Annotated in this window: 22 protein-coding genes; 5 read left to right on the top strand and 17 right to left on the bottom strand. The window is 73.2% G+C overall.

What is annotated here, in order from left to right:
- Window positions 1–66: 66 nt before the first annotated feature.
- Both IEW07_RS10785 and IEW07_RS10780 read right to left on the bottom strand, forming a co-directional pair.
- On the bottom strand, window positions 67–831 hold the full coding sequence (locus tag IEW07_RS10785; RefSeq protein ID WP_188537069.1) for an SDR family NAD(P)-dependent oxidoreductase: 765 nt from the start codon (window positions 829–831) through the stop codon (window positions 67–69).
- 67 nt (window positions 832–898) lie between these two features.
- Window positions 899–2,122 (bottom strand): N-acetylglucosamine-6-phosphate deacetylase, encoded by a 1,224-nt coding sequence (locus IEW07_RS10780; protein ID WP_188537067.1) that lies wholly within the window; start codon window positions 2,120–2,122, stop codon window positions 899–901.
- Between the two features lie 170 nt (window positions 2,123–2,292).
- On the opposite strand from IEW07_RS10780, the gene IEW07_RS10775 reads away from it, so the two are divergent.
- Complete coding sequence (locus IEW07_RS10775; protein ID WP_188537065.1) at window positions 2,293–2,775, top strand: glutathione peroxidase; 483 nt, start codon at window positions 2,293–2,295, stop codon at window positions 2,773–2,775.
- A gap of 147 nt (window positions 2,776–2,922) precedes the next feature.
- Window positions 2,923–3,834 carry a VOC family protein gene (locus IEW07_RS10770; protein ID WP_188537063.1) on the top strand — a complete coding sequence of 304 codons (912 nt, stop codon included), beginning with the start codon at window positions 2,923–2,925 and terminating at the stop codon, window positions 3,832–3,834.
- An 84-nt stretch (window positions 3,835–3,918) separates the two neighbouring features.
- Here IEW07_RS10770 and IEW07_RS10765 read toward each other — a convergent pair whose 3' ends face one another.
- On the bottom strand, window positions 3,919–5,160 hold the full coding sequence (locus IEW07_RS10765; protein WP_229741765.1) for an MBL fold metallo-hydrolase: 1,242 nt from the start codon (window positions 5,158–5,160) through the stop codon (window positions 3,919–3,921).
- A 158-nt stretch (window positions 5,161–5,318) separates the two neighbouring features.
- Entirely contained in the window at window positions 5,319–6,416 is a 1,098-nt protein-coding gene (locus IEW07_RS10760; RefSeq protein ID WP_188537061.1) for a VIT1/CCC1 transporter family protein, read from the bottom strand.
- A gap of 424 nt (window positions 6,417–6,840) precedes the next feature.
- Here IEW07_RS10760 and IEW07_RS10755 point away from each other — a divergent pair, with 424 nt between their 5' ends.
- Window positions 6,841–7,008: a hypothetical protein gene (locus IEW07_RS10755; RefSeq protein WP_188537059.1), complete on the top strand. Its 168-nt coding sequence runs from the start codon at window positions 6,841–6,843 to the stop codon at window positions 7,006–7,008.
- 47 nt (window positions 7,009–7,055) lie between these two features.
- On the opposite strand, the gene IEW07_RS10750 is transcribed toward IEW07_RS10755, so the two are convergent.
- Entirely contained in the window at window positions 7,056–7,682 is a 627-nt protein-coding gene (locus IEW07_RS10750; RefSeq protein WP_188537057.1) for an NADPH-dependent F420 reductase, read from the bottom strand.
- Between the two features lie 266 nt (window positions 7,683–7,948).
- On the opposite strand from IEW07_RS10750, the gene IEW07_RS10745 reads away from it, so the two are divergent.
- Window positions 7,949–8,821 (top strand): alpha/beta fold hydrolase, encoded by an 873-nt coding sequence (locus IEW07_RS10745; RefSeq protein ID WP_188537055.1) that lies wholly within the window; start codon window positions 7,949–7,951, stop codon window positions 8,819–8,821.
- Between the two features lie 66 nt (window positions 8,822–8,887).
- On the opposite strand, the gene IEW07_RS10740 is transcribed toward IEW07_RS10745, so the two are convergent.
- The 5 genes from IEW07_RS10740 to cspE all read right to left on the bottom strand — a co-directional run bounded on the left by IEW07_RS10740 (window position 8,888) and on the right by cspE (window position 12,318).
- Window positions 8,888–9,658, bottom strand: coding sequence for an anti-sigma factor (locus tag IEW07_RS10740; protein WP_188537053.1), 771 nt, complete (start codon window positions 9,656–9,658; stop codon window positions 8,888–8,890).
- A complete protein-coding gene (gene sigK, locus IEW07_RS10735) occupies window positions 9,655–10,254 on the bottom strand; it encodes an ECF RNA polymerase sigma factor SigK (protein ID WP_188537051.1) in 600 nt (199 codons plus the stop codon). Before sigK ends, IEW07_RS10740 begins: the two co-directional genes overlap by 4 nt.
- Window positions 10,255–10,377: 123 nt before the next feature.
- Window positions 10,378–11,043, bottom strand: a complete 666-nt coding sequence (locus tag IEW07_RS10730; protein WP_188537049.1) for a class F sortase — start codon at window positions 11,041–11,043, stop codon at window positions 10,378–10,380.
- 21 nt (window positions 11,044–11,064) lie between these two features.
- Window positions 11,065–11,835: a hypothetical protein gene (locus IEW07_RS10725; protein WP_188537047.1), complete on the bottom strand. Its 771-nt coding sequence runs from the start codon at window positions 11,833–11,835 to the stop codon at window positions 11,065–11,067.
- Window positions 11,836–12,111: 276 nt separating this feature from the next.
- The gene (cspE, locus tag IEW07_RS10720; protein WP_188537045.1) at window positions 12,112–12,318 is read right to left on the bottom strand and encodes a transcription antiterminator/RNA stability regulator CspE; all 207 of its coding nucleotides are present in this window, start codon (window positions 12,316–12,318) and stop codon (window positions 12,112–12,114) included.
- Window positions 12,319–12,818: 500 nt separating this feature from the next.
- Between cspE and IEW07_RS10715 the strand changes: the two genes are divergently transcribed.
- Window positions 12,819–13,310 (top strand): DUF4190 domain-containing protein, encoded by a 492-nt coding sequence (locus IEW07_RS10715; RefSeq protein WP_188537043.1) that lies wholly within the window; start codon window positions 12,819–12,821, stop codon window positions 13,308–13,310.
- Window positions 13,311–13,452: 142 nt separating this feature from the next.
- On the opposite strand, the gene IEW07_RS10710 is transcribed toward IEW07_RS10715, so the two are convergent.
- The 7 genes from IEW07_RS10710 to IEW07_RS10680 form a co-directional block, all read right to left on the bottom strand.
- Window positions 13,453–14,067: a hypothetical protein gene (locus tag IEW07_RS10710; RefSeq protein WP_188537041.1), complete on the bottom strand. Its 615-nt coding sequence runs from the start codon at window positions 14,065–14,067 to the stop codon at window positions 13,453–13,455.
- 64 nt (window positions 14,068–14,131) lie between these two features.
- Window positions 14,132–15,412, bottom strand: coding sequence for an ABC transporter permease (locus tag IEW07_RS10705; RefSeq protein ID WP_188537039.1), 1,281 nt, complete (start codon window positions 15,410–15,412; stop codon window positions 14,132–14,134).
- A complete protein-coding gene (locus IEW07_RS10700; protein WP_229741764.1) occupies window positions 15,409–16,224 on the bottom strand; it encodes an ABC transporter ATP-binding protein in 816 nt (271 codons plus the stop codon). Before IEW07_RS10700 ends, IEW07_RS10705 begins: the two co-directional genes overlap by 4 nt.
- 169 nt (window positions 16,225–16,393) lie before the next feature.
- A complete protein-coding gene (locus tag IEW07_RS10695) occupies window positions 16,394–16,636 on the bottom strand; it encodes a sortase domain-containing protein (protein WP_268235532.1) in 243 nt (80 codons plus the stop codon).
- A gap of 154 nt (window positions 16,637–16,790) precedes the next feature.
- Complete coding sequence (locus IEW07_RS10690; protein WP_188537035.1) at window positions 16,791–17,255, bottom strand: excalibur calcium-binding domain-containing protein; 465 nt, start codon at window positions 17,253–17,255, stop codon at window positions 16,791–16,793.
- Between the two features lie 131 nt (window positions 17,256–17,386).
- Complete coding sequence (locus IEW07_RS10685; RefSeq protein ID WP_229741762.1) at window positions 17,387–17,968, bottom strand: class F sortase; 582 nt, start codon at window positions 17,966–17,968, stop codon at window positions 17,387–17,389.
- A 214-nt stretch (window positions 17,969–18,182) separates the two neighbouring features.
- The gene (locus IEW07_RS10680) at window positions 18,183–18,788 is read right to left on the bottom strand and encodes an excalibur calcium-binding domain-containing protein (RefSeq protein WP_188537033.1); all 606 of its coding nucleotides are present in this window, start codon (window positions 18,786–18,788) and stop codon (window positions 18,183–18,185) included.
- Window positions 18,789–18,897 lie beyond the last annotated feature (109 nt).

Raw genomic sequence — 18,897 nt, 5'->3', positions numbered from 1 at the left:
CGCCAGGGACCCCTTCCGCAGGGATCCCTTCCGCAGGGACCCTGCGGCCGGGCCCCGGGGCGGCGGTCAGGAGATCTGCAGCCCGCCGTTGATGTCGTAGGTCGCGGCCGTGATGATCCCGGCGTCCTCGCCGAGCAGGAAGCAGATCAGGGCGGCGACCTCCTCGCGCGACGCCACGCGCCCCATGAGCGAGCCCTGGGACATCGCGGCCTTGCGCTCGTCGTCGAGGGTGCCGCCCATGATGTCGGTGTCCACGGGGCCGGGGGCCACCGCGTTGACCGTGATCCCGTGCTCGCCGACCTCGCGGGCCACGGCGCGGGTGAAGCCGATGATGCCGGCCTTCGCCGCGCTGTAGGCGACCTTGGAGTATGTCCCGCCGCCGCGCTGGGCCGAGATCGAGGACAGGCTGACGATCCGGCCGGTGCCGGCCTCGATCATCGCGGGCAGCGCGCGCTGGGTGACGAGGAACGTGCCTTTCATGTTGACCTCGAAGACGCGGTCCCACTCCTCGGGGGTGATCTCGAGGAACGGGGTCGGGGAGCTGATGCCGGCGAGGTTCACCAGGCCGGTGGCCGGCGGCAGCTCCTCCTGGACGTAGCGGAAGGCGGCGTCCACGGAGGCGACGTCCGTGACGTCGACGGTCAGCCCCAGCGCGGGGACCCCGAACTCCGCGGCGATCCCCGCCGCGGCATCCTCGGCGCCGCGGACGTCCAGGATGGCGACGGCGGAGCCCTCGGCGGCCAGCCGGCGCGCGGCGGCGAGACCGATGCCGCGGGGGGAGGCCGCTCCGGTGAGAACGACGGTGCGGGCGGGGGTGGTGGCGGTGCTCATGGTGTCCTCCTCGACGGGGCGGGTCGCCAGATATCTGATATCTGATCTCTACGGAGTGTAATCTGCGTCACCCCTGCTCACAAGGCAGCACCCACCGGCCCCGGCGCATCACACCGCGCAGCTCGAGCCCCCGGTCCACGACCAGCAGGTCCGCGCGGGCCCCGGGCACCAGGGCACCCACCTCCCCCGCCAGACCCAGCACGCGCGCCGGCACGACGGTGGCCGAGCGCAGCGCGTCGTCCAGCGCCACCCCGGCCGCCACCGTCCGGCGCAGCACCTCCAGCAGGGTCGCCGTCCCGCCGGCGATCGAGCCGTCGGACGCCAGCGTCGCCGCGCCGTCCCGGACCCGCACCGCGGCGGGGCCCAGGCGGTAGGTGCCGTCCGCGAGGCCGGTGGCGGCCATCGCGTCGGTGACCAGGGCGATGCCGTCCGCCCCGACCAGCTCGAACACCCAGCGCACCACGTACGGGTCGAGGTGGACGCCGTCGGCGATCAGCTCGACGACGGCCTGCCCGGCCGCCGCGGCGCGTAGGCAGGCGGGCACCGGGCCGGGCGCCCTGTGGTGGAGGGCGGGCATGGCGTTGAACAGGTGCGTCACCGTGGGCACCCGCCGCTCCGGACCGGCGCCCCGGAGCAGCTCCGCCATGCGGGCCAGCGCGTCCTGGACCGTCGCGGCGTCCGCGTCGGTGTGCCCGACCGACGGCACCACGCCGCGGGAGACCAGCAGCTCGGCGAGTTCGCCCGAGCGCGGGAGCTCGGGGGCCAGGGTCATGGTCCGCAGTGCGCCCGCCGCGGCGTCGACGAGCTCCGCCGCGAGCCGGAGGTCCGGCTCGCGCATCCCCGCGGGGTCCTGCGCGCCCCGGCGGGCGGGCGACAGGAACGGGCCCTCGAGGTGGATCCCGGCGATCACCCCCTCCCCCGCGAGGCCCGCCAGCACGGGCAGGGCCCGCAGCAGCTCGCCCCGGGCGGCGGTGACCAGGCTGGCCACCGGCGTCGTCGTGCCGTGGGCGTGCAGGGCACCCAGGGCGCGGCGGATCTCCGCCGCCGGGGAGGAGGAGAAGTCCGCGCCGAAGCCGCCGTGGCAGTGCAGGTCCACGAGCCCGGGCACGACCAGCCGCCCGGACGGCAGCTGGTGATGCTCGCCCCGGTGGAAGTCAGGACCCCCGGCGCGCGGCCCGGCACGGAGGACGCGGCCGCCCTCGACCACCACCACGCCGTCCTCGACCTCGGCACGGCCGGTGTGCAGGCGGCCCGAGAGGACCGTCCTGGGCGGGGCGTCCTCGGCCGGCATCGGCGCTCCTGGGGGTCGGCGGTCGGGGGTCGCGGGATCGAGGGTCCCGGGTCGGGGTGCACCCCCATCGTGCCCCGTCCCACCCGGGCGGTGCACCCCTCCCCGCGCGGCGGCGGGCAGATCGCGAGAGGATGGGAGGAGACGGAACCCCGAGCGCCCAGGAGGCACCCATGACCACGCTGCACGACTTCACCGCCACCACCCTCGCCGGCCGCGAGCAGCCGCTGTCCGAGTACGCCGGGAAGGTGGTGCTCGTGGTGAACACCGCCAGCAAGTGCGGGTTCACCCCCCAGTACGCCGGCCTCGAGGAGCTGTGGGAGACCTACAAGGACCGGGGCCTGGTGGTGCTCGGCTTCCCCTGCAACCAGTTCGGCGCCCAGGAGCCCGGGACCGAGGAGGAGATCGGGGAATTCTGCAGCCTCAACTACGGCGTCTCGTTCCCGATGTTCGCGAAGGTCGACGTCAACGGCCCCGGCGCCCACCCGCTGTGGACCTGGCTGCGCCAGGAGAAGGGCGGCGTGCTGGGGGACGCGATCAAGTGGAACTTCACGAAGTTCCTCGTCGGCAAGGACGGGCGGGTCATCCGCCGGCACGCCCCCACGACGACGCCGGCCCAGCTCACCGCCGAGATCGAGGAGGCGCTCGCCGCCTGACCGGATGCCCGCCGGCAAGGGAGTGCGATTCGATCCCCATGTAGTTGAAGGAGAAACTATTCGGTGCTAGAGTGGGGGCCACGTCAACAGCTGGGATCCCGCCGTCCCGGCTCCCGCGCACCAGCCACCACGAGGGGACACCCCACCATGCCGATCTTCGCCCAGCACCCCGATCCCCGCTCCCTCGCCCAGCGCCCCGCCGAGGACCTGCTGGCCGCCGGCACCCGGATGGGCGCCGTGGAGCTGCTGGTGCACGACCTCGACGCGATGGTCGCCTACTACACCACCGGCGTCACCCTCGAGGTCCTGGAGCACGCCGGGGACACCGCGGTCCTGGGCCGGCACGGCGAGACGGTGATGCGGCTGCGGCAGGTCAAGGACCTGCCGCAGCCGCGCCCCGGCCAGGCCGGGCTGTTCCACACCGCGGTGGTCTTCGAGGACGAGGCCGCCCTGGCCGCCGCCGTCGCCTCCACGGCGACCCACGCCCCGGGCTCCTTCACCGGCAGCGCCGACCACCTCTACAGCCAGGCGTTCTACTTCGACGACCCGGAGGGCAACGGGGTCGAGCTCTACACCGACCGCCCCCGCGACACCTGGCGGCGCGAGGCCAACGGTCTGCTGACCCTGGCCACCAACCCCCTGGACCCCAACGCGTTCCTGCAGTCCCACCTGCGCCCGGAGGACCTGGGCCGCCCGAGCACGCCCCCGGCCACCCTGGGCCACGTCCACCTCCAGGTCGGGGACATCCCCCTGGGCCGGCAGTTCTACGTGGACGTCCTGGGCTTCGAGGTGATGAGCGACATCGGCTCGGCCCTGTTCATCGCCGCCGGCGGCTACCACCACCACATCGCGCTCAACACCTGGAACAGCGCCGGGGCCGGGCCGCGCGCGGCCTCCCTGGGGCTGGGCCAGGTCAACATCGACCTCCCCACCGCCGACGACGTCGCCGCTCTCGAGGCGCGCCTGAAGGACCACCGGATCGCCACCCGCCACGACGGGGCCGTGCTGCGCTTCGAGGACCCCTGGAAGACCCTGATCCAGGTCGGCGCCACGGCCTGAGCCGCCCGGCAGGACGAGAGCGACCGGAGCCCCGGAGCACCGCGACGGCGGATGCCCCGGGGCTCCGGAAGTGGGCGGGTCCGGTCAGCCGATGGCGATGGCGTCGAGGTCCTCCCCGACCACCAGCTCGCCCGAGAAGCTCGCCCCGGCCTTCTCCCACTCCTCGACCGGCCAGTTGCCCGGGACGAGGTGGTTGAGCACGAGCGTCCTGACCCCGGCGCGCTCGGCGATGTCGCCGACGTCCTCGATCGTGGTGTGCGCCCCCACCAGGTGCTGGTACTCGGCCTCCGCCGCCGCGTCGCGGGGCTCGGGGTAGCGCTGGGCCACCCACTGGGCCGCGATGACCTCGTGCACCAGGATGTCCGAACCGGTCGCGAGCTCCACGAGGTTCTCGCTGGGGCCGGTGTCCCCCGAGAAGGTCACGGACCCGGTGTCGGTGTCGAAGCGGAACGCGAAGGCCGGGAAGACCGGGGCGTGCTGGACCAGGGTGGCGGTGACCTTGACCCGGTCGTCCTCGAAGACGTCGACGGGGCTCATCCGGGGGTGCGGGTCGCCGTTGGGGTCGTCGACCAGCTCGGCGGGCAGCGCGATGTCACGGCCGGTGAAGAAGTCCCGGGGCGGCGGGTAGCCGGAGTCGATGATGCGGTCGTTGAAGTCCGTGGCGAAGGTCTTGACCATCGCCTCGATCGTCTCCCGGGTGCCCGGGGTGGGGTTCCGGGGGTTCACGACCTGGTCGGCGGGGATCTGCTCGCCCCGGAAGCTCACGGGCAGGGCGCCCCGGTTGCCCGGGCCGAAGATCTCCAGGACCCGGTCGGGGATGGCCACCCCGTTCTGCAGGCCGGTGCCCAGCAGGTTGTAGAGGTCGGAGATGTGGTCGGAGTGCAGGTGGGAGAGGAACACCGCCACCAGGGCGTCGAGCGGACCGCGCATGTCCGGGGTCCAGGTGCCCAGCTTCGCCTTCTTGATCTGCTTGCCGACCCCGTCCCCGGCGTCCACGAGGTAGTACCGGTCCCCGACGGCCACGGCGGAGGACACGCCCTCGCGGTGGGAGTCGTTCCACCAGGGCGGTCCGCCGCTGGTGCCCAGCAGCACCAGCCGGTTCTGCGCGTCGGTGGTCAGCGGGTCGCGCCCCGGCGGCCGCCCGGGTGCGGCGGCCGGGGGCGAGGACGTGGTCCCCGACGCGCCGGCCCCGGCCGAGGACGCCTGGCTGGCCGGGGAGCAGGCGGTGGCGGCCAGCGGGGTCAGGCCGACGGCGGAGGCCAGGCCCAGGGCCCGGCGACGCGAGATGCCGTTGCCGGGCGTGCCCGGCGGGAGTCGATGGTTCACGGGTCTGTCCGTTCCTCCGGGTTCGGGTGTCCACTCCCCCGGACCGGCACCGCTGCCGTCCGGGAAAGGCCGTGCATGGCGTGGTCCAGTCTCGCGCACGACGGGATCCTCGCAGCCGGCTGGCCGATTTCGGAACCCCATCGTTGTCTCGGGTCCGGTCAGGCCACGGTGGTGCCGAACAGCATGCCCAGGAGGTAGGTGACCGCGGCGGCCCCGTAGCCGATCGCGAGCTGGCGCAGCGCCATCCGCACCGGCGACCCGCCGGACAGCAGGGCCACGACCGCGCCCGTGGACAGCAGCGCCAGGCCGACGATCACCGACGCCACGACCAGCGCGGTGAGGCCGCTCAGGCCGAACAGGTACGGCAGCACGGGCAGGATCGCGCCCGAGGCGAAGAAGCAGAAGCTGGACGCTGCCGCGCCCAGGCCGGTGCCCACCGCCTCGTGCTCGTCGACGTCCGGCGCGGGCGCCGCGACGTCGCTCTCCTGGTGGGGGGCGTCCAGCGCCCGGGCCGCCTTGATCTCGGCCTGCTCCGGGGTCATGCCGCGGGCGCGGTAGATCAGGGCCAGCTCGTTGGCCTCGACGTCGAGCAGCGGCACCTTGTGCCGGGTCTCGGCGTTCGGGGTGGAGGCCTCCAGCAGCTCCCGCTGCGAGCGCACGGAGACGTACTCCCCGGCCCCCATGGACAGCGCGCCGGCGAGCAGCCCGGAGATCCCGGACAGCAGGACCACGTGGTTGGAGACGCCGCTGGCACTGATCCCCATCACCAGGGCGAGGTTGGAGACCAGGCCGTCGTTGGCGCCGAAGACCGCCGCCCGGAAGCTGCCGGCCATGCGGTTGCGGCCGCGGGTGGCCAGGGCCCGGACGACCTCCTCGTGGATCTGCTCGTCGGCCGCCATCGCGTCGGTGGCGTGGTCGTCGTCCTCGTACGGCGAGCGGGACTCGGCCCGCTGCATCAGCGCCAGGACGAAGACGGAGCCGAAGTGCCGGGCCATGAAGCCCAGGAAGCGGGAGCGGAGCGTGCCGCGCTGGGGGTGGCCCACGTGGTGGCCGAGCAGGGCCAGCCAGTGCTGCTCGTGGCGGCTCTCGGCCTCGGCCAGGCCCAGCAGGATGGCGCGCTCCTCGCCGCTGCGCCGGGCGGCGAGGTCGCGGTAGACCGCGGCCTCGGAGCGCTCGTCGGCCAGGTAGCGCCGCCAGCGGCGGATCTCGGCAGGCGTGGGTGCGGGGGTGGTGTCGTGCTCGGGAGTGTTCGTCATCGCGGTCCTAAGGCAGGGCCCGGCCGGATCCGCGCGAAGGGTGCACGAGGCCGGCCGGAGCGGTGTCCGGCCGAAGGTCTCGCTCGCCCGGCACCGTGGATGCTCGGGTGGCGCACCGGGCGTACCGTCCTGGGACGCCAGTATGTCGATGCACCGCAACGTCCGTCCTGTTCGGACGGCGGGAACTACTCCCCTTCGACGCCCCCAGCCTACCGAACACCGCCCCGTGCTGCCGAGCCGGCCGGGAGTGGCCCTCGGCACGCACGCGCCCGGACGACGACGCCCCCGCTCACCGGCCGCTCCCGCGGCCCACGGCCGGGCTCGACGAAAGGTGTGGCGGAAGGTCCATGGCCGGTCCCGCGCCGGCCTGCCTACGGTGGCGGCGGACCACCCCCGCCGTGCCCCCTCGACGAAGGACATCCCCATGATCCGCATCCCGTCCCGCCGCGAGCTGCTCCTCGGCCTGGGCGTGGCCACCCTCGCCTCGACGTTCGTGCTGATCCCCGGCCCCGCCGTCGCGGACGCCGCCCAGGACGCCGCCCAGGACGCGGCGCCGGGCGTGGTCCTGGAGGCCGGGCCGTCGCCCTTCTGACCCACCCCGGCCCGCCCCAGACGTCCCAGGCCCGGCGGGCGGTCGGCTCAGCCCAGGAACTTGATGATCCGGCCCCAGTTGCCGGACTCCGCCGCGACGGCCATGTTGATCAGCCCCAGGCCCTCGAGCCAGTGCGCCATGGACAGCCCGCCCACGTCGATCGGCCGCAGCCCGGCGGCCTCCACGAAGGCGGCCAGGGTGGCCTTGGCGTCGTCGTCGTCGCCCGCCATGAGGACGTCCAGGACCTCGCCGTCGACCTCGCCGTTGACCAGCGGCCCGGCGAAGGTGGTGTTGAACGCCTTGACCACGCGCGTGCCGGTCGGCGCGGCCTTGGCGATCTCCTGGGCGCCGGAGGTGTCGACCGGGACGGTCAGCCCCGCGAAGGTGGAGAAGTCCACGGGGTTGGTGATGTCCACGAGCACCTTGCGGTCGAGGGCCCCGGCGTACAGGGAGACGATCTCCGAGGCCGCCTCGAAGGGCACGGCCAGCACCACGATCTCGCCGGTCAGGGCGTCGCCGACCGCACCGGCCTCCCCCGCGCCCAGCTCCTCGGCCAGGGCGGCGGCCTTGTTCGCGTCCCGGTCGAGGATCTGCAGGTCGTAGTCGGCCGCGACGGCGCGCGCGCCGATGCCGCGGGCCATGTTGCCGGAGCCGATGACGGTGATGCTGCTCATGCTGCACGCTCTTTCGGGGTCTGGGAGGCGCCCGGGAGGCCCCGCGCGCGGACGCCGGGTGGGCGGGTCCTGGGTCCAGCAGACCCGCCCCTGATTTCCTCGTCAAGGGCGACGGCCGATGCGTCCCCCGGAGTCCCGGGCGCGGCCACGCGCGCCGGGCATGGACAGAGCGTGGCGCGAGCCGCCACCATCGACGCAGGGCGCCCGACCGGCGCGCCCCGGACGGGGCCCTCACGGCACGTCCGCACCGGAGCCCAGGAGGATCCATGGCCCCGCACTTCGACGGCTTCGACATCCACGTGGTCCCCGTGTCCGGGGCCGTGATCCACGCCCACAGCGCGGGCGACGGGCCGGCCGTGCTCCTGCTCCACGGCTTTCCGCAGACCTCGCACATGTGGCACCACCTCGCGCCGGCGCTCGCCCGGGAGTTCGCCGTGGTAGCCGCGGACCTGCGCGGCTACGGGCACTCGCGGGCGCACAGCGAGGACTTCACCTTCCGCGCCATGGCCGCCGACCAGGTGGAGCTGATGCGGCACCTGGGGCACGAGCGGTTCCACGTCGTCGGGCACGACCGCGGGGCCCGGACCGCCCACCGCCTGGCCTTCGACCACCCCGGCGCGGTGCTGTCCGTGACCCTGCTCGACATCCTGCCCACCCTCGAGGTGTGGCGGTCGATGGACGCGTGGCTGATGCACAAGTACTACCACTGGGCGTTCCTGGCCCAGGGCGGCGGGCTGCCGCAGCGGCTGATCGGCTCCGACCCGGCGTTCTTCGTGCGGCACACCCTGCAGGGGATCAGCGGGACGGCCGTGGACTTCGACCCGGAGGCGCTGCAGGCGTACGAGGACGCCGCCCAGCACCCCGAGGTCGTGGACGCGTGGTGCCGCGACTACGCCGCGGCCGCGGGGCCCGACCGCGAGATCGACGAGGCCGACGAGCACGAGCAGCGGGACATGCCGGCGCTGGTGCTGTGGGGGTCGAAGGGCGTGGTCGGCGTCCGCGAGGACCCGCTCGCCCTGTGGCGGCGGCGCTTCCCCCGCGCCGTCGGCACCGCCGTGGACGCGGGCCACTTCCTGGCGGAGGAGAAGCCGGCGGAGGTCGACACGGCGGTCATGGACCACCTGCGCGCCTCCTCGTAGCCCTCCTCCCGCGAGGTGCCGCCCGGCGGCGCCGGCAGCGCCGGCGTGCGGCGCCTCGCGGGAGGGTCAGAGCTCCGCGCTCGCCACCACGGGCAGGGTGGGCGTCTGCGAGCCGCCGACCGGCTCGACCGTCATGGCCACCGCGGCGGCGTCCCCGACGTCGCCCTCCAGCCAGGTGCGGACCTCCCCGCCGGAGAAGTGCACGTCCGGGACGGGGACGCCGTCCTCCATCAGCCACAGCTGGTACTCCCGGCCCTCGCCGGGGTCGGGCAGGCCGGAGGAGACAACCAGCGCCTCCCCGGCCTGCCGCGAGGCGACCACGGTGGCGGTCCGGCCGTCGAGCTCGATGGCGCGGGTCACCACATCGGGGGCGCCCAGCAGCCGGTTCTGCCGCGTCTGCTCCTGCTCCTCCTGGGCCGCGAGCTGCTCCTGCTGCCGCTGCTCGGTCTGCACGCCCAGCGCCCAGCCGCCCAGCGCGGCCGCGCCCACGAGCACCGCGGCAGCGGCGGCGGCCGGCAGCGGGCGGCGTCGGCGTCGTCCGTCGAGGGACACGACCGTCGCCCCGCGGTCACCGGCAGGAGGCACGGGAGCGGCAGGTGCGCCGGGCAGCGCCGGCAGGGGCGCGGTGCCGCGGATCCCCGCGAGCACGTCCTCCCGCAGGGACGGGGGCGGCGCCTGCGCCACGCCGTCGGCCAGCTGCGCGCCGACCTCGGCGTACTCGGCCACCTCGCGGCGGCAGGAGGCGCACTCCCGCAGGTGCTCCTCGAACGCCTCGCGCTCGCCGGGCTCCAGCGCGTCCACGGCGTAGAGCGCCGCGGAGTCGTGGATCTCGCTCATCGCCCCACCCCCAGTGCCGTGCGCAGGCTGCTCAGACCGTCCCGGATCCGGGCCTTGGCCGTGCCCAGCGGCACGTCCAGCCGCTGGGCCACCTCCCGGTGGCTGCATCCCTCGTAGTAGGCCAGGGAGACGGCCTCGCGCTGGATCGGCGTGAGGGCGTCGAGGCCCGCCCGCACCTCCTGCGTCTCCATGACCCGTTCGACTCCTTGCCACGTCTCGTCGGCGGGGATCTCGGCCCGCACGCTCCCGTACTGCTGCTCGCGGTCGCGCTCCCGCTGGACCTGGCGGACCCGGTCCACCGACCGGCGGTGGGCCAGGGTGCACAGCCACGCGAGGACCGTGCCGCGCTCCGGGTCGAAGCGCGCGGACTGCTGCCAGGCCATGAGGTAGACCTCCTGCACGACCTCGGCGGCGATCTCCGGGGAGCGGGTGACCCGCACCGCCAGACCGTACACCTTGGCCGCGGTGAGGTCGTAGACCTGGGCGAACGCCGCCTCGTCCCCGGCCCCGCTGCGCCGCAGCAGGGCGCCCAGGTCGGGCTGCTCGTCCACGGCGGCACGGCCCTCCCGGCCCGTGCCCGTTCCTGGTTCAGTCATCCGTTCTCGCTGTCCGTTCCCCGTGCCGCGCCGCGGCTGCGCCGGTGTTCACTCCCGGCACTGTCCCACATCCGGGGGACGCAGCCCCGCGGGACGCGCGGAGGCCCCGGAGCGCGGGCCGCCTCATGCCTCCAGGGAGGCGTGGACCACGTAGTTGTCGTCGAACTCCCCGGTGCCCGGGTCGAAGCCGTCGCAGGTGATGAGCCGCAGCTCCGCCCCCTCCGTGTTGCCGTAGACCTCCAGGGTGGGGAAGTCGTCCTTGCCGTGCTGCTCGCCGCGGTCGACGACGAAGACCGCCGTGCTCCAGTCCTCCCGGAGCACCTCGATCCTGTCGCCGGGGACGAGCGAGCGGAGGCCGGCGAAGACGCCGGGGCCGCCGCCGGTGGCGTTGACGTGGCCCAGCAGCACAGCCGGGCCGCGCTCCCCCGGCGCCGGCGAGCCGTCGTACCAGCTCGCCGGGGAGCCCGGGCCCTCGGGCGGGACCTCGAGGGACCCGTCCTCGCGCAGGCCCAGGTGCAGCAGCTCGGAGCGGAGGCCGATCGCCGGGATCACCAGGGACTCCGGCGCCGAGGCCGCCAGGACCGGGGGCAGGCCGGCCGGTGCGGCGCTCGGTTCAGGGCTCGGCGCTGTTGCCGCCGAGGCGGTCGGCGCCGCGGTGGCCGCGGTGGTGCTGGGAGCGGACGCGGCGCCGTCGTCGGGCGCGGGCCCGGCGGCGCACCCGGCGAGGAGGGCGGCGGTCGCCGCGGAGGCCAGCAGGCCTCCGCGGCGACCGGTGTGGGATCCCGTCATGGCAGGAGCCGTGCCCTGGGGTCAGGCCCGGGACGCACGACGGCGGAGGGCCCAGGCGCCGCCGGCCGCAGCCGCCAGGACACCGCCGCCGAGGGCCACGGCCCCGGTGGTGGAGCCGGTCTCCTGGGCCACGCCGGTGTCGGCGCCGCCCTCGGGCATGGCCCCCATCTGGGAGGAGGCCAGCGTGCCGCAGGCGGCCGGGAGGGTCGCGGCGGCGGGCAGCGCCGGGTCCAGGTCGCTCATCTTCTCCGCGGCGGCGGCGGGCATCCTGGCCGGGTCCACGCCGTGGACGACGACGACCGCGGTGCCGTTCTTCAGGGACTCGGCCGTCTCGGCGTCGAGCTCGAAGGTCCGCTCGTAGGAGTAGGCCGATCCGCCCGGGAAGCGGTCCACGGCCAGGCCGGAGTCGGCGCCGATGTCGCCCTCGGTGGTGAGGGACGTGCCGATGTGGCCGTAGAAGGGGTGGCCCTCGGTGGTGCTGACCACGCCGTCGCCGTCGGTGTCCGCCTCGGGGCCCGGGCAGGTGCCCTGGGCGGCGATGTGGATGTGCTGGGCGTGCGGGAACGGGCCGTCCATGAAGGTCTCAGCCGCGCCGGACACCTCGACCGTGACCGTGGCCTCCGTGCCGTGCACGTCGACCATGGCCTGGCCGGTGGTGCCGCTGTTGTTCAGGGTGTTCAGGGTGGCCGGGCTCGACCACATGTCGCCCTCGTGGGCGGTCGCGGGGGCCGCGGCCATCGACAGGGCGCCGAGCGCCAGGGCGGGTGCGGCGAGAAGCATCTTCGTGTTCATCGGGGGAACCTCTTCCGTGTGTGCCGTTGGTCCACGTCGTCGACGTGTGTACCGGGTGTTCGGCGCCGGGGGCGAGGTGGATGGGTGGTGGCCGGAACTTTTTTCCGCGAGTTGGCCGCTGAGGGCGACCGGGGGTCTGCTCTTCGCCGTCAGCGGGAGCCGCGCGAGGGGGCCGGGCATGCAGGAACGCCCCCTGCCGGTGGCAGGGGGCGTTCCCGGGACGACGTCGGGCGGTCAGCCCGGCGTCGGGAGTCTCAGACCGAGATCAGAAGGATCTCAGGCGACGACCGTGATGTTCGCGGCCTGGGGGCCCTTGGGGCCGTCCTGGGTCTCGAACTCGACGCGATCGTTCTCGTTGAGGGAGCGGAAGCCGCTGGAGGCGATCGCCGAGAAGTGCGCGAACACGTCCTTGGAGCCGTCCTCGGGGGTGATGAAGCCGAAGCCCTTGTCAGCGTTGAACCATTTGACGGTGCCAGTAGTCATTTTTGACCTGTCTTCCTGAAAAGCGGAGCGGTCCCCGGCGGTCGGGGTGCTCGAACGTTGTGATGCCTGCCAAAAACGTCTTCTCAGAAAAACTGCCTTGCCCAGAGCGGGCCGAAACGGCTTGAAATGCAAAAACGAAAACTTCAACAACTGGTGATGACACTACACGGGTCGGCCGAAAAGCACAGTGACGGTTGTCACGGGGCGGAATTGTCCCCTCGGAGAGGGATGGTGCGGCAGAACCGCCGTCGGATATCCCGGCGCCCGGCAGTCCCAGAGGGCCTCCCGGCGCCGCGTCACAGAAGATGCCCGTCCGGGCATCCGCCCAGGTGGGAAGCCCCCGGTGCCGGGGGGACGGGACGGTCTCGGCCGACACCCCGGTGGCCGGGTTCCGGGGCCCCCGTTCCGGGGTACCGTTCGCCTACTGATCGCCCGCTCCACGGCGGCCGCAGGAACTCCTCCGGGACCGTCGGGCGACGAATCGAAACGGAGGCTCTTCCATGGATCCGAACAGGAGCGGCCAGACCCCTGGCTCCGACCCCACGAACTCCCCCTACGGCCAGGAGCAGTACGGTCAGAACCAGTACGGCCAGAACCAGTACGGCCAGAGCCAGCCCGGACCGGGGCAGTACGGCCAGGGCCAGTACGAGCAGAACCAGTACGGGCAGAGCCCCTACGGCCAGAACCAGTACGGTCAGCAGCCGGGACACCAGGGCGGGATGCAGGGCTATCCGGGCGGGATGCAGGGCTATCCGGGCGGGATGCAGGGCAACGCCGCGCAGGGGCAGAAGCACAAGACCACCTCCATCGTCCTGGGCGTCGTGGGCCTGTTCATCCTGGGCATCGTCCTCGGCCCGCTCGCCCTGTGGCAGGCCGGCAAGGCCGAGCGTCTCGGGGTGAAGGCCACCGCCGGCAAGGTCCTCGGCTGGATCGCCATCGTCGGCAGCCTGATCGGCATGTACGTGCTCTTCAGCGGGAGCGGGCAGGTCTGACCCGCGCCCGGCACCGCAGCAGAACAGTGCAGAACGGCGCCGCCCAGGTTTCCTGGGCGGCGCCGTTCTGCACTGTCGGGGAAAAGATTCTCGGGCCGGGAGAGCTCTCGGGCGGGGAGAGCTCGCGGGCGAGGCGAGCCGGTCAGGCCGTGCGGTACTGCCCGAACCAGCGCGCGACCGGAGCCTTGAACGCGGTCACGAGCCACAGGATGTTGGCCACGACGAACAGGGCCCCGACCACGATCATGACGATGCCCGTCCCCCCGTAGGCCAGGGCGCCGATGAAGCCGAACAGGGTGCCCACCGCTCCGAGGATCGCCAGGACGATGCCCAGGATCCGGGCCCAGTTCCTGCCCTTCTTGAGGAACACGTAGACCAGGGCGTAGAGCGCCATGGCGATGACCAGGGTGATGACCGAGGTGGCCGTCGCGACGCCGCCCGCCTGCTCGGCCATCAGGGCGGCCTGGTCGCTGGGCATGCCCATCTGCCGGTACACGTCCGTCATGTCCGTGCTGGCCGTGGCGAAGATCGCCACCGCACCGCTGAGGAGGTAGAGCCCCGCCGAGACCAGGGTCAGGGTCAGGAGCTTCTTCAGCTCCGCCGGCGCGGCCGCGGTGCCGGTGTACTGGTTCGGGTCGTAGGCGCCGGTGCCGTACCGGCCGCCGGCGGCGCCGTACTGGTCGGTGCCCGGGGTGTACCGGGGCGGGCCCCCGGCAGGGGAGGCGTGGTCGGGGTACTGCGGGGGCTGGGTGCTCATGGGGTGGTCTCCTTCGGTGGGGGCGGCTGGGGGTCGGCGGCGGAGGGGTGGGCGGCTCGGGGCGTCACTCGTAGCGCAGGGCCGTGATGGGGTCCTTGCGGGCCGCCCGGACGGCGGGGACCGTCCCCGCGAGGAAGGCGATCGCCATGACGGCGAGCACGATCAGGGCGACCTTCCCGGGGTCGAAGGCGAACAGGGACAGCCCCGGCAGCCCGGAGAGCAGGCCGTCGGAGAGCACCCGGCTCACGGTGGAGCCGACCGCGATGCCCGCGGCGGCCCCGATGGCGGAGCCCAGGAAGCCGATGAACACGGCCTCCAGGGAGAACAGGCCGAAGACCCGGCCCCCGCTCATGCCCATGGCCTTCATCAGGCCGATCTCCCGGGTGCGCTCCTGCACGGACATCATCAAGGTGTTGACGATGCCGAAGCCGGCGGCGACCAGCGCGATGATGGCGAACGAGTTGAGGATCCAGACGATGCCGTTGATGACGGCCTTGAACATCCCCAGCTGGTCCTCGACCGTCACGCCGATCATCTGCTCGTCGGCCAGCTGCGCCTTGATCTCCCCGGCCCGGGACACGTCCTCCACGTTCGCGACGGCCATCATGTAGCTCTCCGGGACCTCCCGGGCGCCGCCGCTGACCTGGTACTCGTAGAGCTTCTTCTGCAGGCCGGTGGACGGGACGGGGTTCACGGCCGTCCCGGCCAGGTTGGCCTGGGTGACGCCGGAGACGGTGACCTCGAAGGGCCGGTCCTTGCCGGCCATGTCGGTCATGACGATCTCCACCGTCCCGCCGACCGCGTCCTCGGCGGAGGAGAACCCGAGGTCCTCGACCCAGCTGTCCGGGACCACGACCTCGTCGGCGTCTGCGGCCGGGATCTCCCCGGCCACCATCTGCAGCCCGGCGGCGTCGGCCGGGGCGCCGAGCGAGAGCTCGAACCGGTCGCCCGCCTCGTTCGCGAGGTAGGTGGGCGTCACGTTGTACATGGGCGCCACCCACTCCACCCCGTCGATGGCCCGGATGGTCTCGATGTCCTCGGCGGACAGCCCCGCGAAGGACATGCCGAACCCGGTCTCGATCTCGGCGGACTCGGGGTCGTACTCGCGGGGCCCGTCGTCGTCGGACGGGTTCGCCATGGGCTGGGACTTCTGGACGAAGATCGCGTCCGCGTCGCCGAAGCCCGCCACGGTGTCGTCGATGTAGCGGTTCACGCCCGTGCCCACGCCGGAGGTGAGCGTCAGGGTGAACGCGCCGATGAAGATGGCGATCACGGTCAGGGAGGTGCGCACCTTGGCGCGCAGGGTGTTGGAGACGGCGCTCCGGAGCAGGTCGACGAGCTTCACCGGGCACCTCCTGCGGACTCGCCCTCGGCGGCACTCGGCGGCGCGACGTGCCGGCCGCGGGAGACGGGCCGGGGCGCGGGCAGGGACGCGGACGGGGTCTCCGACCGGGGCTCGGCCGCGGTGGCCGTCACCTCCTCGACGACGAAGCCGTCGCGCAGGTACACCTGGCGGTCGCAGCGGGCCGCGAGGTCCTCGTCGTGCGTGACGATCACCAGGGTGATGCCGCGCTCGCGGTGGAGGCCGAAGAGGATGTCCTCGACCACGGCGCCGGTGGCGGAGTCGAGGTTGCCGGTGGGCTCGTCGGCGAAGATGACGGCGGGGTCGTTGACCAGGGCGCGGGCGATCACCACGCGCTGCTTCTGCCCGCCGGAGAGGTCCGTGGCCCTGCTGGACGCCTTGTCCGCCAGCTCGAGCCGCTCCAGGACCTCCATCCCGCGGCGCCTGCGCTCCGCGGCGCTCACCCCGGCGATCTTCAGCGGCAGGACGACGTTCTCGAGGACCGTCTGGTTGGGCGTCAGGAAGAACTGCTGGAAGACGAAGCCGAACGTGGCGTTGCGCAGCCTGTTGACCTCCTTGTCCGCCATGGCCGTCGCCGGGCGGCCGTCCAGCGCGACCACGCCGTGGGTCGGCGCGTCGAGGAGGGCCAGCAGGTGCATCAGCGTGGACTTGCCCGATCCGGACTTGCCCACGATCGCCACGGACTCGCCGCGCCCGATCTGGAGGTTCACCCCCTTGAGGGCGTCGAACCGGGTGTCGCCCCGGCCGTAGATCTTGACCAGGTTCTCGGCCTCGAGGACCGCGGAGGTCGCCACGTCTTCCTTCCGTCGGAGTGTGCAGTCGGCGGGCGCGTCCGGGCGGCGTCCTGCGCGGACGGGGGTCGGGACGGCACTCCCCTCCATCCTCTCGGGAAATTCGCAATGGCACCTCCATCTGGAGGACCAGGCGTGTCTCCTCCCGTGGGAGGAGACCGCGGCAGGAGGGTCAGGCCACGAGCTTCGCGTAGACCACGTAGTTGTCGTCGAACAGCCCGGTGGCGGGGTCGTAGCCGTCGCACGTGATCAGGCGCAGCTCCGCGCCCGCGGTGTTCCCGTAGACGGCCGACGTGGGGAAGGCGTCCTTCGCGTACTGTTCCCCGCGCTCGACGGCGAAGACCGCGGTCGAGCCGTCCTCCCGGAGCACCTCGACCGTGTCACCGGGAGCGAGGCTGCGCAGGCCGGCGAAGATCCCGGGGCCACCTCGGGCTGGGCGGGCACGCTGCCGGCGCAGCCGCTCAGCAGCAGGACCGCGACCGCCGCAGAGGCCAGGCGGCCCCTGCGGCGGTCGCGGGTCGGACTCGTCACGGAGGAGATCCTGTCGGTCGGTCCAATGGCTGGCGGAGCTACGCCCGGGCGCCGCGGCGGCGCACCACGAGGGTGGTGCCGGCGGCCGCGGCCAGGGCCAGGCCGCCGAGGGCCAGGCCGGACACGGAGGAGGACTCCTCCACGGTCACGCCGGTGTCGGCGCCGCCGACCGGCACCTGATCCACCTGGGAGAACTGGTCCGATCCGGGTCCGGCCCCGGGCACCCAGTCGTAGATGTGGTGCTCGTACACGCCGGGGCTGGTCTCGATGGGAATGCGGGTGGGGTCGAACGGCCAGTCGGCGCTCTCGCAGGCGACACCGTCGGCGTCGTCGTCGAGGGCGGCGCTGTAGCTGGGCGAGCCGGCCGGGATGTTGTAGACGCCGAACCCGGCCGCCTGGGAGCAGTCGGTGAACACGAAGGCGGCCGAGGCCGGGGTCATCGAGAGGGCGGAGAGCCCCACTCCTGCCGCCAGTGCCACGCCTGCTGCTGCGCTCTTCTTCACGGGGTCCCCACGATCTCTGGAAGGAGTGGTGTGCGAACGCATCGTAAGTCGTTAACGAGTGCAATGTCAGTAGCCGGATCGAGATCTCCGGCCGCACCCATCGCCCCGCATGCTGCGCGCCGCAGGGGTGATCAGACGACGAGCTTGGCGTAGACCACGTAGTTGTCGTCGAACTCGCCGGTGGCGGGGTCGTAGCCGTCGCACGTGATCAGGCGGAGCTCGGAGCCTTCGGTGTTCCCGTAGACGGCAAGCGTGGGGAAGGCGTCCTTCCCGTACTGCTCGCCGCGGTCGACGGCGAAGACCGCGGTCGTACCGTCCTCCCGGAGCACCTCGACGGTGTCACCGGGAGCGAGGGCGCGCAGGCCGGCGAAGACGCCGGGGCCGCCGTCGGTGGCGTTGACGTGGCCGAGCAGGACGGCCGGGCCCCGCTCTCCCGGCGTGGGCGAGCCGTTGTACCAGGCGGCCGGCGATCCCGGATCGCCCGGCGGCACGTCGAGGGAGCCGTTCTCCCGCAGCCCGAGGCTGAGGAGCTGGGACTCGGTGCCCACGGAGGGGATCCGGACGGACACCGGCGCGGACTCCTCCATGACCGGCGGCAGCGCCTCGGGCGCCGGGGACGCGGCGGCCGAGGGCGTGGGAGCGGGCGTGGCGTCGGGCGTTGTCGCCGACGGGGCGGGAGCGGGTGTGGCTGTCGGGGTTGTCGCCGACGGCATGGGAGCAGCCGAGGGCGTCGGAGCCGGCGCGGGCGTGGCGGACGCGGTCGCCGACGGCGTGCTCGTGGCGGCAACCTGCTCCGGCGCGGCGGCTGCACAGCCGGTCAGCAAGAGCACGACGACCGCCGCAGCAGCCATCAGGCCCCTGCGGCGGTCGTCTAATGAACTCATCACGGAGGGAATCTATCCGATCAGTTCGAGGGATCCGTCAGGACTACGCCTGGGCGGTGCGGCGGCGGACCATGAAGGTCGCGCCGGCAGCCGCCACCAGGGCCATGCCGCCGAGGGCCAGACCGGACACGGAGGAGGACTCCTCCACGGTCACGCCGGTGTCGGCGCCACCGACGGGCACCTGGCCGACCTGGCCGTAGCCGGTGCCGGTGCCGTTGTTCCAAGACTCGGGCACGTAGTCGACGATGACGTCCGTCTGCACGTCGCCACCGGTCTCGCAGGCAATGCCGTCGGAGTCACCGTCGAGGTGGGCGGCGTAACGGGGATCGCCGACCGGGATGTCATACGCGCCGTACGCAGCCGCCGTATCGCAGTTCGGGAAGCTGTTCGCCGTGGTGTCCGTGACCACCGAACCGGGAGCGGTCAGCACAGGTGCCAGCGGGAAGTCGGAGTTGTCGCAACCGTAGCCGTCGCCATCACCGTCCAGCGTCGGGTCGAAGCGGTAGTCGCTGGAGTGGATGTTGTACACGCCCTGCGCCTTCGCCTCGCTGCAGTTCGCAAAGTAGGGCGCGGCCGAGGCCGGAGCCATCGACAGACCGGTGAACCCTGCGGCGGCGAGCACAGCGGCGGCTGCGGTGAACTTCTTCATGTTGTCCCCTTACGGATCGAGCAAGTGTTTGCATATGCATCATATGGAGCCGTGTGGGCTCTTGGGGGGACGGGGGTGTCCATGACGCCCAGGTCCGTGAAAACCGCCA

This window comes from Kocuria dechangensis, assembly GCF_014636775.1.
GTDB lineage: Bacteria > Actinomycetota > Actinomycetes > Actinomycetales > Micrococcaceae > Kocuria > Kocuria dechangensis.
Note: the sequence above shows the minus strand (reverse complement) of the source record. Positions and strands in the feature narration are given on the sequence as shown.

Excerpts from the sequence above, each read along its gene's own strand:
- IEW07_RS10775 (WP_188537065.1), top strand. The coding sequence starts at position 2,293 with ATGACCACGCTGCACGACTTCACCGCCACCACCCTCGCCGGCCGCGAG.
- IEW07_RS10680 (WP_188537033.1), bottom strand. The coding sequence starts at position 18,788 with ATGAAGAAGTTCACCGCAGCCGCCGCTGTGCTCGCCGCCGCAGGGTTC.
- IEW07_RS10770 (WP_188537063.1), top strand. The coding sequence starts at position 2,923 with ATGCCGATCTTCGCCCAGCACCCCGATCCCCGCTCCCTCGCCCAGCGC.
- IEW07_RS10745 (WP_188537055.1), top strand. The coding sequence starts at position 7,949 with ATGGCCCCGCACTTCGACGGCTTCGACATCCACGTGGTCCCCGTGTCC.
- IEW07_RS10710 (WP_188537041.1), bottom strand. The coding sequence starts at position 14,067 with ATGAGCACCCAGCCCCCGCAGTACCCCGACCACGCCTCCCCTGCCGGG.
- IEW07_RS10785 (WP_188537069.1), bottom strand. The coding sequence starts at position 831 with ATGAGCACCGCCACCACCCCCGCCCGCACCGTCGTTCTCACCGGAGCG.
- IEW07_RS10750 (WP_188537057.1), bottom strand. The coding sequence starts at position 7,682 with ATGAGCAGCATCACCGTCATCGGCTCCGGCAACATGGCCCGCGGCATC.
- sigK (WP_188537051.1), bottom strand. The coding sequence starts at position 10,254 with ATGACTGAACCAGGAACGGGCACGGGCCGGGAGGGCCGTGCCGCCGTG.
- cspE (WP_188537045.1), bottom strand. The coding sequence starts at position 12,318 with ATGACTACTGGCACCGTCAAATGGTTCAACGCTGACAAGGGCTTCGGC.
- IEW07_RS10755 (WP_188537059.1), top strand. The coding sequence starts at position 6,841 with ATGATCCGCATCCCGTCCCGCCGCGAGCTGCTCCTCGGCCTGGGCGTG.
- IEW07_RS10780 (WP_188537067.1), bottom strand. The coding sequence starts at position 2,122 with ATGCCGGCCGAGGACGCCCCGCCCAGGACGGTCCTCTCGGGCCGCCTG.
- IEW07_RS10740 (WP_188537053.1), bottom strand. The coding sequence starts at position 9,658 with ATGAGCGAGATCCACGACTCCGCGGCGCTCTACGCCGTGGACGCGCTG.
- IEW07_RS10730 (WP_188537049.1), bottom strand. The coding sequence starts at position 11,043 with ATGACGGGATCCCACACCGGTCGCCGCGGAGGCCTGCTGGCCTCCGCG.
- IEW07_RS10685 (WP_229741762.1), bottom strand. The coding sequence starts at position 17,968 with ATGCCGTCGGCGACAACCCCGACAGCCACACCCGCTCCCGCCCCGTCG.
- IEW07_RS10760 (WP_188537061.1), bottom strand. The coding sequence starts at position 6,416 with ATGACGAACACTCCCGAGCACGACACCACCCCCGCACCCACGCCTGCC.
- IEW07_RS10715 (WP_188537043.1), top strand. The coding sequence starts at position 12,819 with ATGGATCCGAACAGGAGCGGCCAGACCCCTGGCTCCGACCCCACGAAC.
- IEW07_RS10725 (WP_188537047.1), bottom strand. The coding sequence starts at position 11,835 with ATGAACACGAAGATGCTTCTCGCCGCACCCGCCCTGGCGCTCGGCGCC.